Consider the following 12,752-nt stretch of genomic DNA (forward strand, 5'->3'; position numbering starts at 1 on the left):
AAAAGCCGAAATCAACGAATGTCTCCGCGCAAGACAATTAGAACACAAGGATGTCCTGAATTCCAAAACGCCTCGGTGATCAGCCGTCGACAGTTGCTTCAAGCTGGAGCCCTCGGAACGTTGGGACTTGGCCTAGGGGATTTCCAGGCCCGCCTGGCTGCGGCCGAGCAGAATCACAGCCTGCCACGAAAGCGTGCCAAGGCGTGCATTTTCCTATTCATGTGGGGCGGACCCAGTCAACTGGATACGTTCGATCTCAAGCCGGATGCGCCGGCCGAAGTGCGGGGCGACTTTAATCCTGTTTCTACCAAGGTACCAGGAACTCAGATCTGTGAGCACTTTAGCAGAGTGGCCCAGTGGACCGACAAGCTGGCGATCATCCGCTCGCTGACGCATGACGACCCTGCTCACTTGTCGAGCGGGCATGCCACACTAACCGGTCACTTGGCACCAGTCGTGAAAAGCGATGCCGATCCGCCAAGTTCCAAGGATTCCCCTCACATTGGTTCACTCATCTCAAAGATGCGACCCAACAACGGAGGCTTGCCATCGTTTGTTGCTATGCCATGGAAAGCACTTCACCCGGCGGCTCCTGGTGGCGAGGCGCCCGGGCAACATGGCGGGTGGCTGGGGTCGGCCTATGATGGGATGCTGCTCGGTGGCGATTTGAACGATCCGAACTGGCGTCCGCAAGGTCTCGGCTTGCCCGCCGATATAGAACTGGGTCGGCTGCAGTCACGCGTCGAATTGTTGAAGATGATGGATGCGCAGCGTGCCGGTATTCACGAGTCATTAGCTGCTTCGTCCTTTGAAAGTCATCAGACAAGAGCGCTCGAGATGATCGGCTCCGCGAAGGTTCGTAGCGCGTTTGACCTTTCCCAGGAAACTCCTGAGACGCGAGATCGATATGGCCGCAATGTGCACGGGCAGTCCGTTTTGATGGCTCGCCGACTGGTCGAACATGGTGTCCCGCTGGTTTCGGTTAATTGGCATAACGATGGCAAGAATTTTTGGGATACGCACGGTGACAATTTCAATCGTTTGAAAAACGACTTGATTCCACCAACAGATATGGCGCTAGCGGCGCTGCTACAAGATCTCGAAGACCGCGGCATGTTGGACGAGACCATCGTAGCGTGGGTCGGAGAATTCGGACGCAAGCCGCAAATTAGCAAGAACAATGCTGGGCGAGAACATTGGCCATTCTGCTACAACGGTCTGTTGGCGGGTGGCGGATTCAAGCCCGGGATTGTTTATGGCGCCAGCGATAAGCACGCCGCGTATCCAGTTGCTAACCCAGTCACCCCGCAGGATTTTGCCACGACAATCCTGCATGCGATGGGTATCCCCACGGCAGAAACTCTCTTGGATCGAGAAAACCGACCTCATCACATTTGTTCCGGAAGAGTCTTGCAGGATTTGCTCATCAGCTAAACCAACTCGTCCTTCGGACGCTCCTCATACTACCGCCTTCCAACTGTTCTCCCCCTACCGTCAGCATCAGTACCATGCGAATGAGAACGATTTCAACTTACGTGCTCGGCGTTGTGATTGCCGTATGGCAAATTTCCGCATATGCCGAAACGTTCGAAGCGATCCAGCCGCGTACCTGCAAGCCAGGCGAATCAACCAGCTTGGTCATCCATGGGAAAGATCTTTCCGACACCGTGCGACTGGCATTCAGTGCGCCAGGCATCACGTGGAATGTCGAGAAGATTGAGCCGACTCAGGCGGTTGTCTCAGTTAGCGTACCCGCCGAGCATCCCCTCGGACCGGTTCATCTTTGGGTAGCGGGAAAGAACGGAACGGCACAAGTTCGTACGCTTCTAGTCGATGGGTTGGAACCCGTTGTAGATAACGGGAACAACCACTCCCTCGAATCGGCACAGGAAGTCCCTTCGTTAGCGTCCGTCGAAGGGAAGTGCGATCCATCGTTGAGCGACTTTTATCGGTTGCATGCCGCAGCTGGGCAGCGCATTGCCTTCGAGATTCATACCCAGGATCTTCACTCAGCAATGGACCCCGTATGTCGCGTCGTAGATGGAAATGGCAATACCCTCATTCAGGCAGATGATTCCGAAGTGGGCCCGGATGTTCGTTTCAGCTACGTCTTTCCCAAGGAGGGCGATTACTGGATTGAAGTCCACGACAACCGCAATGCAGCTGGTGGCGCGCCCTATCAATTACGTATCGGTGATTTTCCAATAGTCAGTCACAGCTTTCCGCTCGCCGTACAGAATGATCAAACAACGAAAGTAACTTTTGTGGGGGCGGATGCTGGGCAAGTCCAGGCGCGTGAAGTTCAGGTTCCGTCGGCTTCGACCGAGATGGTTAACATTCAGGCTCTGTCTAACGATGGCAAATCCGCAACTTGGGTTCCCCTGCTTACGAGCAAGTACCCCCAACTCACCGAATCAGAATCGATGCCAGTTTCTGCCCCGCCGATTGGCATCAATGGCCGCCTGAGTGAGCCTAAAGAGATTGACGTCTATCCGATTAAGGGAGCTAAGGGTCAGACGGTCAGGATCACATCACGAACGCGAAGCCTGAATAGTCCTACCTTGCTTCAGATGGCACTACTCAACCCATTGGGCGGCAAGATTGCCGAGACGAAAGTTTCCGACAGCGACGAATGGAGCATGGATGCCACCTTCCCTGAAGATGGCGAGTATCGGCTGGAGGTGTCTGACCTGCTGAAGCGTGGCGGGGAACAATTCGGCTACTGGGTTGAGGTCGTACCAGGGGGGACCTTTTCGGTGTCGATCAAGGGCGACGCGAAAACACGCGAGCAATATGTCATCGAGCTAAAGAACGGTGCATGTGCAATTGACCTCGATGTGGCTCGTTTTGGCTTCGATGGCGAAATCGATCTCACCTTAGCGCAGCCTGATCGTGGCATTCGCCTCGTCAACTCGCGTATTCCCGCCCAAGCGAAAACTGGGCGTGTCTACCTCGAAGCCACCGAGAACTGGAATCTCGAGCAATTGGAAGTGGTGAAACTTATCGCTGCGGCTGTGGGTGATCCGAGCAATTCGTGCATGGTAAGCAGCCACGCGATTCATCGCGCGAAAGAACCATTTGTCTTAACCCCCGATTCTCAGCTGGACGGAACTCTTGTTCTGTCGGCTAATAATAAAACGAATTCACCGTTCGCGATGGAAGCCACGGGGCCAATTAAGTTTGCTCGTCCGGTTCGATCTCACAGTGCCCAGATGAACCTCAAACGCCTGCAAGGTGAATTCAAGGCAGGCGTAGAAGTCCTGGCTGGCACGCTGCCGCCCGGTTGGAGTACTCAAGTCAAGGCCGACAAAGACACATACACGCTGACGTTCAGCCGAAACGAACAGGCAACTGGCGAGCCTGATCACTTGGTTTTAAAGGCCTATGGCGAATTCAAAGGAATGGGACGGTTGGAGAGCTTCAATGTGCCGATTCAATGGATGGAACCGGTGATTGTAAAGCTTGCTTTTGAGGAACCGATCATCCGTGGTGGTTCAGTGAATGTTCAAGCCAGCGTGATTCGTGACGGAGGTGATGCTCAGCCGGTAAGCCTGACATTGCCTAACCTTCCGCAAGGCGTCACTGGTCCAGAGTCGATCGCAATTGCGGCCGACCAATCCGTTGCGAACTTCGAACTCAAGATTGGGAGTGAATTTTCCGTTGACGTACCTAGTGCAGTGACAGTCCAAGCCGCCAGTAAGTTTCAGGGGCAGGATTTTACTGTAAGTTCGAGCCACGAGATACCGCCGCTGATCGACAGCCCGAAGCAACTGACTATTTATCCCACTGGAATTGATCTGAACGATTCCACAGGGCGGCAACAAATCGTCGTGATCGGAACGGATGAAAGTGAGAATTCACGAGATTGGACTCGGCATGCGCGGATTACGTCGTCCCATCCTGAAATTGCCGAGGTTCGTAACGGCGTTGTCTACCCACGGGCCGATGGCGAAGCGGCGATCAAGATCGAAGTTGGAGCCACTCAACAGACGATTCCAGTGAAGGTATCGCAGATGTCGACACGACGTCCGGTCCAATTTGAATCCGAAGTGCTGGTCGCCTTGTCGAAGCAGGGGTGTAATTCGGGTGCCTGTCACGGATCTCCCAGCGGCAAGGGAGGCTTTCGGCTATCGTTGCGAGCGTTTGATTTGAAGCTGGATGAACTCACGCTTATTCACGAAGACTTCGGCCGCCGCGTCAATCTGATTGAACCAGAGAAGAGCTTGTTGCTTCTTAAGCCGCTAATGAAGGTGTCGCACGGCGGAGGCAAGCAGTTAAGCAAAGAAGACGAAGCTTATGCGATACTGCGAGACTGGATCGCAGGCGGCGCGGCCTCAGATCCTGATGGCACTGCGCGGATAACCAAGCTGGAGGTGTCTCCAAGTGAGAAGCAAATCCGACTGGTCGCCGATGGTGGCCAGCAGCTAGCGGTAACCGCACATTTCGCCGACGGCAAAACGCGTGATGTAACGCATCTCGCGGCATACGAGTCGTCGAATACAACGGTTGCGACAGTCAATGCCAATGGCCTGGTTACGCCACATGCCCGAGGTGAAGTCGTTGTCCTTGTGCGAGTATTGGAATATATCGAGTCAATTCCGCTGATGTTCGTCGAGAATCAGTTCGGCTTTAAGTGGACGGCGCCAACCCCGGTCAACTATATCGACCAACTGGTAAACGAAAAACTAAAGCAGCTTCAGTACCTCCCAGCCGAGACTTGCACAGACGCGGAATTCCTCCGGCGAGTTCACTTGGATCTGCTGGGCGTGTTGCCTGCGGTAGAAGAGACATCCGCTTTCCTGGCCGATACATCCGCGGACAAACGGGCGAAGTTGATCGACACTCTCCTCGAGCGTGACGAGTATCCCAAATTCTGGGCACTCAAGTGGGGCGATGTGCTGAGGATGACCAGCAAAGAGGTTGGTGATGACGGGGTGTACAAATACCATCGCTGGGTTGAAGACTCACTCCGTACGAACATGCCGTATGATGAATTCGCCACCGCCCTTTTGACGGGATCAGGCAGTACATTGGCGAATCCGCCAGCAAACTTCTATCGTACAGCCGCCGACATGAACCAATGCGTGGAAACAATCTCGCAGGTGTTTCTCGGTGCTCGTTTACAGTGTGCTAAGTGCCACAATCACCCGTTCGAACGTTGGACTCAAGACAACTACTACGGTCTAGGGGCGTTCTTTAATCGAGTCCAACAGCGCAAAACCGAGCGTCCCGGTGAGATGTTCATCTATACATCCTTCTCAGGGGAGGTTACGCAGCCGCGAACCGGACAAGTGATGACTCCATGGCTGCCACAAGTAGGTAGTATCGATCGCAAAGCAGATGCTGATCAACGCATCGCGTTTGCCGAATGGCTCGTCCAGCCGGAAAACCCTTACTTTGCTCGTATCGAGGCCAATCGAATTTGGAGCCAGTTGTTTGCCCGGGGAATCGTCGAGCCCATCGACGACTTTCGCGACTCGAATCCACCAGCGAACGGCCCACTGTTAGATGCATTGGCGAAAGACTTCGTCGACAGCGGTTTCGATCGAAAGCATTTGTTGCGTGCGATTCTGAATAGCCGAACCTATCAAGCAAGCCACGTGACCAACGAAATGAATCGCGACGATACGACCTACTTTTCTCATCAGGAACCTCGTATGTTGGGCGCCGAGCAATTGCTTGATGCGATCAATCATACGTTGAAGCTGAATCAGAAGTTGGGTAGTCTGCCAGCAGGGACGTTGGCTACCCAGATGCCAGCGCCCGATGTCGCTAAGGTCGACTTTTTGAAAGTTTTCGGGCAACCCGAACGCAGTACGGTGTGTGCTTGCGAACGTTCCAGCGATTCCAACCTAGGGATGGCAATTGAGTTGTTCAACGGACCGCTGATCCACGAGAAACTCCGTGCGGAAAACAATCGATTCCGCAAGAATCTGGCTGAGGGAAAGAGTACCGAAGACGTAATCAAAGAGATTTACCTCGCGGCGGTGTGTCGCCTTCCCTCGGATGTCGAATTGAAAGCGGCGCTGGCGCATTGCTCGAAGGCTACCGATCCGGTTTCTGGTGTCGAGGATGTCTGTTGGGCGCTATTTAACACGGACGAGTTCTTGTTTCAGCATTAAGCAAGTTGCTTCTGTTGTTGGTGTCAGTGACGGCGAGCGAGACTCTGAAAGCAATCCATGACTGGTCAATTTTATCTGTCGTGTCTTTTCCTAGGCAGCATGTCTGTGGTGGCGTTCGGTGCTGACGCGCCAGTTAGCTTCCGCGGTGATATTGCGCCCATACTTCAAGATAGCTGCTTGGCGTGTCATGGAGCAAAGAAGGCAGAAGGCGGGTATCGTGTCGACAACTACGAAGAGTTGTTTAAAGCAGGCGACTCAGGTGAAGTGCCGATTTCGGAGAATGCCAACGATCCAAGCGAATTGGTTCGCCGTATCGTATGTGAAGACGAATTCGAAAGGATGCCAGCGGAAAGCGATCCACTTACTGGTGAGCAGATTGCCATGTTCAAAAGGTGGGTCGCAGAGGGAGCGAAATTCGATGGAGAAGACCCCACTCAGGAACTCGCCCTGGTGATTCCCCCACCGACTTATGCGCCGCCTCCCGAGCATTATTCTCACCCTATTCCGATCACCGCTGTTTCGTTTTCATTAGATGGAAAGCAGATTATCTCAGCTGGCTACCATGAGCTTACTGTTTGGAATATTGAACACGGCGCACTCATCAGACGGATACCAAATGTTGGACAACGTGTGTTTGCGGTGAGCTTTTCTCCTGATGGAAAGACCTTGGCGGTCGGGTGCGGCGAGCCTGGGAAAAGTGGCGAGGTACGGCTAGTCGATTATGCGACGGGCGAGGTCAAGGGAGTCGTTTCGCGGACCAGTGATGTTGTCTTGGACATTGCCTTTCGTCCCGGCACTTCGGAATTAGCCGTCGCTTCGGCGGATAGTTCAATACGTATCGTGGATACCCAAACCATGAAAGAACTCCGCACGATCGTAAGTCACGCGGATTGGGTTACATCAGTAGCCTGGAGCGATGACGGCAAGATGCTTGCTTCGAGCAGTCGCGACAAGTCTGCCAAGGTCTACGATGGTGCCTCTGGTGATTTGGTCTCCAGCTATCTGGGACATAAGGACATCGTTCGGGGCGTGAACATCCTGCCCGATAACAAGCAGGTTGTCTCTGTTGGAGCCGATAAGAAGTTGCACCGATGGAATATTGCTGACAACAAGAAGGTTGCCGAGGTAGGGCTCGGAAGTGACGGCAACAAGATTGTCCGCCAGGGAGATGATGTGTTTGTGCCATGTTCCGACACGCGTCTTTTGGGGATCGACTTGAAGAGCAATAAAGTCGTCAAAGAGTTTAAAGGACACACCAACTGGGTCTTGTCCATCACGCCGCAGCCCGGTGTGAGTGATCCGGCAGGTCAATTGCTGGCGAGTGGATCGTTTGATGGCGAAGTAAAACTATGGAAAGTGGCCGACGCGTCGCCGGTACGAAGCTGGACGGCGAAGCCTTAAGCCGATTTGCGAGTTAAAATAGCTGCTCGATTGGGTGGCCTTCTTCCAACAGATTGTAAGGGCGGCCTTGTTGGTCGTTTGCTTGAAGATTGTCGATTCCGGCTGCGTAGTAGACCGTCTTTGCAATATCTGCCGGCGTCAACGGATGTTCGGCCGGGTATTCGCCCAGCCTATCGCTTGAGCCGTAAGCCTGTCCTCCTTGAATTCCGCCGCCGGCCATGATCACGCTTTGACAGTGGGTCCAGTGGTCACGTCCGGCACCCTTTACGCCGCCGGAACGTGGGTCACCAATCTTCGGTGTGCGTCCCATCTCGCTATTAACGACCAGAAGCGTCTCGTCCAGTAGATTTCGCTGCTGCAAGTCCTCGATTAACGCAGAAAACGCCTGATCGAATTCCGGTAGTAGATGTTGCTTCAAGCATTCGAAGTTGTTGCCGTGTGTATCCCAGCCACCGGCGCTACGGCACTTGTTCTTAATCGCTTCGTTTTCTTTCCAGAACACCGTGATAAACGGCACCCCGGCTTCGACCATCCTGCGCGCTAGTAGCAAGCTTGTCGAGTTAATCGACGGACCGTACCGCGTGCGAATCGATTCCGGTTCGCTCTCAATGTCGAACATGGTGCTTGTCTGCGAAGAAAGAAGCAAGTCGAGAGTTCGTTTCTGATGGCGTTTCCACGTCCGCTCTATAGGGGAATAATCGAACTGCCTTCTCGCGACATCCAACGTCTGTAGTAACTGTTGTCGTGACTGAAGTTGAGCTGGCGTCACATCCCCAGCTAATACCAAAGAAGGGACCTGAAACTTGAGTGGCTCTGCAACACTACCTTTTACGTAGAGCGGGTCGAATTCAACGCCAAGCCGCGCCGCAAACTGGCCAGGTCGCGTGTACGGCAGTCGACTTGGTTTGTGGGGCAGGGTAATGGCATTGGGCAGCCCGAGTTGGCTGGGGCGTCGCGAGGCAACCACGGACCCCATGAATGGCCAATCGTCGGCATACGGGCGTCGGTCGTTTCCAAGCGTCTTAAAGGTCACATCTGGCACGTGACCCGTCAAGTTGTAGTAATAACCGGCGTGATGATCGTTGGTGTTGACCGTTCCGCAAACGGAGCGAATGACGGCCAAGTGATGTGCCTGTTTGGCCAGTTGTGGGAGATGTTCGGAAATCTGTAGACCGGGAGCCGATGTTGAAATTGGCTTGAATGGTCCTCGGTATTCTGCGGGGGCTTGTGGTTTCAGGTCCCATGTATCGATGTGCGAGGCACCCCCACACAGAAAGAACAAAATGACCGATTTGGCTTTCCCGCCACCACGATTCTGCGATACAAGCGTGTCTTGTTCACCTGCGGAGACCTTGCCAGGAATTCCGAAATGTAAACCAGCGAAACCGGTCGCCGAGGCAATTAGAAAAGCCCGGCGGTCAGCTTGTTGGATGATTCGAGTCATTTACTGGTCTCGTCTTAGAGAATCGCGGTAATCGGCGTACCGGTAGAGATAGCCAAAGGTCGCCCAAACGGATCTTTCATGGTGGTTTCTGGCGGTATTCCGAGGCAATGATAGACGGTCGAGGCTAGGTCTTGAGGTTCGACTCGCCCATCCAGAGGATAGCCTGCTTGTCGATCGGACTGGCCGTGAACGACGCCACCCGTAACGCCCCCGCCTGCCAGGGCCACCGAGAAGCAATGTCCCCAGTGGTCGCGTCCTCCCCGGGCGTTGATCTTAGGCGATCGTCCGAACTCTCCCATCCACACGACTAGAGTATCTTCCAGCATGCCGCGCTGGTCTAAATCTTCCAGCAGGGCGGAATAGGCCTGATCCATCGGCGGCATGAGAGCGTTCTTGAGTCGCTCGCCATTCTTGGCATGGGTATCCCAAGCCGGTGCGACGTTTTCGTCTTCTTCCCAGCGGGTCCAATTGACTTGTACCAAAGATACGCCATGCTCGACCAATCGTCGCGCCAGTAGTACACTCTGGCCGAAACGATTGCGGCCGTAGCGATCGCGGACATGGGATGGCTCTTGGTCGACCGTGAACGCCGCTTGTGTTTCCTCGGTTCGAAGTAAGTCCATTGCCTTCGCCTGCCAGTTTGACCAGCGCTGTACGGGGGCACTGTCGACCTTATTGAAGTGATTGTTCATCAGGTCCCGCAAGGCATTTCGCTGAGAGAGACGTTCCGGTGAAATCTCAAGCGGAAGTCCGATGTCAGGTACGCGAAAGTCGGCTTTATTGGGATCACAAGTAATCAGCCAGGGATCAGCATGATTACCTAGCCATCCTGCATCTTGTCCCGGCCATACGATGTGTCCTGTGTTCCAGATCTCCTCGGGCAAACGAATCGATCCAGGCAGGCTGGATTGATCTCCTTTTAAATGCCTTACCACCGCTGGCAGTGACGGCCAATTGTTCGGAGCACCAGGCAGAGCGTTCTCCTGTCCCTTGGGAGAGTGCGGTCGTCCAGTCAGCATCCAATAACCACTGGAAGAGTGGGCGTTGTCTCCTGTTGCCATGGCACGCAAGACAGCGATCTTGTCGGTCAGTTTCGCTGTGTGTGGCATTAATTCGCCGACATGGTACCCAGGTGTTGCGGTGGCAATGGTTCCGAACTCTCCTCGAATTTCCTTCGGAGCATCCGGCTTGGGGTCCCATGTTTCAAGCTGCGGAGGACCACCCAGCATGAAAAGCACAATGCAGCGTTTCGCCTTGCCAAAAGAACCGGAGCTAGGGGCTAGGGATATTTCAGTCGCCTGTGCTGTGGACAGCTGATCAACCGAAAGAGCAAACGCCCCTAGGCCACCAAGACGAAGCCAATCACGTCGTGAGACGCCATTGCAGAGCCTTGTCTGTTTTCCCAGAAAGGAGAGCATGCGAAGCATTTCCTGGTAAACATTGTTTTGAAAAGGAAGGTGCCTGCATCTTAGCGGGATTGCGGAGTGAAGTACATTGAAATCATGGAGTGAATCTTACCTGCGTCCAGGCGGCCACCAAATCAGCCACCTTGGTGAGAGACCCCCTGTTCTTCGTCTAACGTGCTGAAGCTGCCAGCGACTGCGGCTTAGAGCTTAGTTCGAGGTCAAAGTTGTCGAACCCTTCACCGACTTCGACGATAAGTGGAGTCGTTGCCTCCCATCGGTACAGGTTGGGAATGTTCCCTTTACCCTTCTTGCGTCGACTGCCGGCTGGTGGACCGAGGATAACCACGGGAGCTTCGTTATCGGCATCACCTTGAGGCTGGGGAGAATCTAATGGGATCATGGGCTCGCCAATGGCCACACGGTAGCGTCCTGGAGGACAGCCAGGATAGTCGCGTAGAGCCCCTGGAACCATCGCTTGAAGTTTGTAATTACCATCTTCATCAGAAAATCCAGCGGCGCCATGTCCTTTGGTGCCTTCGATCGGCAAAAAGGTGAGGGACTTGAAAGGAAGTGGTTCGCCATCGATACGCAGGACTCCTTCAACAGGGTGTCGCAAAGGGCCCGAGTCACCGCAGCCAACTAGTGTTGATAGAAACAGTAATGCAAGTATTCTCCATCGTTTCGACATCCGTCTCACCTATCAATGGATAAGGAAGGTTTGGGGATTAGGAAGGGGCTAGTCTTTGGCGATGATGGAGGGGAGTTGGCTAGGGAAGGGCCGCAACTTTACCGTCGGCCATGGCAGAAAGTTGATTCAGTAACGATCTATCGGTTGTTTCAGCGACAAAATGAACGGATCCATCGCCCATTAAGAAATGGCAACCCCCTGGGTGCAAACTGGCGGCCGCGACCCACCAACTGCGAGCTCGACCACGAACTGGATTGAATGGTGGACTTTGCCATGTCGGATGAATGAAAGGCTGGTGCCAGATGTTGATTCCACCGGCTGAACCATTGGTTCCATGATAGGGATCAATACCAGCCATGACGTGCGCTCGATAGGCCCAAGCGAAGGCGCCACCGTTCACGTGGTACCTGGTGGTCTCGCCTAGCATGAATGTGTTCGATATCCCGTCGGTCACCTCAGCAAACTTCGTGTTGACATCGGCGCCAAACATACGTTTGTCAGGCGAAGTTGAACTGACGTAACCATTGCAGTATGAGAACTCATCACCACAGTCGGTGATGAAGTCGTAATTGGTCGCCGCAGCTGAATAAGATCCACCTGGCCCGTAATAGGTGCCTTTGAGACGGCCCTTTACGGGATTGTTATCCGACGGACAGAGGAATGCGTCTAATACCGTTTCGGACAGGGCTGCGTTGCCATTGGTTACAGGATCTCCGATGACGGTGCCAGGAGCCTTATGGTAGGAAGGAAATACGGCGAACGCTTCCTCGTGGTTGAACTGGTCGTAGACGTTTTGTTGTTCGATGTAAGGAAGCAGCGCTACCAATCCATTGGCATTCTTGATTTCATCGTTGTCCGGTGTACCGTTTGAGCAACCGGCAAAGCCACGACTAAACGCAGGCAGCCTGGCATGCGTGTCGACATAGTTATGCAGCGCAAGCCCAAGTTGTTTCAGGTTGTTGCTGCAGTGCATTCGACGCGCTGCTTCACGAGCTTGTTGTACTGCCGGCAAGAGGAGAGCGAGCAGCACGCCAATAATGGCGATGACCACCAGCAACTCAACGAGAGTAAAACCTCGTCGCTTACTAGCCAACGCGTGGCAGCGAACTGAATAGCCGAGAAGAAGTGACTCAAGAAATCGATCTAGAAATGGAATCATGAGGACGTCTCTGCATCAATGTTCGGGAAGAAAAAACCACGAGCAATGCAATCATCCGCCATGACTACAACGTCTAGTCTATCGGTATATTTTCAGAATTCGACAAGTATTCGGATGAAATAATGTGAAATGAGAGATTGCATATTACGCAATCTTGACTCGCGTGATCCGACAGGTCAGACGTTCGAGCGTATGTGCCCGTTGGTTAGCTCTTTTCCGCCAAATCAACGAACGCGTTATTTGAACTACGCGGAGGCGATGTTGCGTCTCAGAGATCGCAGATACCGTAAAAAGCGAGCCAAACTCGTTATCTAGAAATGTTCTCAGGATTTCCTATTGTGCCGAGGCCGACCGAACTAGCTATAATAAATCTGGTCAACATGATGTCACGAGTTATTTTCTGTGGTTTGGGGACCGAATGAGACAGAAAAATCTGGACCTAATTAGGTCGGGATGATATTCTGCTCGTCACCTCCCGCCTCTCTCTAAGTTTGGCTCATTGCAAGGTGTCCTTGTGTTGAGCTCCCACCGC

At 53.6% G+C, this 12,752-nt stretch carries 7 protein-coding genes; 3 read left to right on the plus strand and 4 right to left on the minus strand.

The features are described 5' to 3' along the window. Positions 1–18: 18 nt before the first annotated feature. The 3 genes from PSR63_RS24665 (at position 19) to PSR63_RS24675 (ending at position 7,523) form a co-directional block, all read left to right on the plus strand. Positions 19–1,434 carry a DUF1501 domain-containing protein gene (locus tag PSR63_RS24665; RefSeq protein ID WP_274328516.1) on the plus strand — a complete coding sequence of 472 codons (1,416 nt, stop codon included), beginning with the start codon at positions 19–21 and terminating at the stop codon, positions 1,432–1,434. 80 nt (positions 1,435–1,514) lie between these two features. Then, positions 1,515–6,122, plus strand: a complete 4,608-nt coding sequence (locus tag PSR63_RS24670) for a DUF1549 domain-containing protein (RefSeq protein WP_274328517.1) — start codon at positions 1,515–1,517, stop codon at positions 6,120–6,122. 57 nt (positions 6,123–6,179) lie between these two features. Beyond that, positions 6,180–7,523: a c-type cytochrome domain-containing protein gene (locus tag PSR63_RS24675; RefSeq protein WP_274328518.1), complete on the plus strand. Its 1,344-nt coding sequence runs from the start codon at positions 6,180–6,182 to the stop codon at positions 7,521–7,523. A gap of 13 nt (positions 7,524–7,536) precedes the next feature. Here the strand turns inward: PSR63_RS24675 and PSR63_RS24680 are convergent, their stop codons facing one another. The 4 genes from PSR63_RS24680 to PSR63_RS24695 form a co-directional block, all read right to left on the minus strand. Then, positions 7,537–8,967 (minus strand): DUF1501 domain-containing protein, encoded by a 1,431-nt coding sequence (locus PSR63_RS24680; protein WP_274328520.1) that lies wholly within the window; start codon positions 8,965–8,967, stop codon positions 7,537–7,539. Positions 8,968–8,981: 14 nt separating this feature from the next. Then, complete coding sequence (locus PSR63_RS24685; RefSeq protein ID WP_274328522.1) at positions 8,982–10,385, minus strand: DUF1501 domain-containing protein; 1,404 nt, start codon at positions 10,383–10,385, stop codon at positions 8,982–8,984. A 157-nt stretch (positions 10,386–10,542) separates the two neighbouring features. Beyond that, positions 10,543–11,061 carry a hypothetical protein gene (locus PSR63_RS24690; protein ID WP_274328523.1) on the minus strand — a complete coding sequence of 173 codons (519 nt, stop codon included), beginning with the start codon at positions 11,059–11,061 and terminating at the stop codon, positions 10,543–10,545. A 79-nt stretch (positions 11,062–11,140) separates the two neighbouring features. Then, complete coding sequence (locus PSR63_RS24695; protein WP_274328524.1) at positions 11,141–12,220, minus strand: DUF1559 domain-containing protein; 1,080 nt, start codon at positions 12,218–12,220, stop codon at positions 11,141–11,143. Between the last annotated feature and the right edge of the window lie 532 nt (positions 12,221–12,752).

Source organism: Bremerella sp. P1 (assembly GCF_028748185.1).
Lineage (GTDB): Bacteria > Planctomycetota > Planctomycetia > Pirellulales > Pirellulaceae > Bremerella.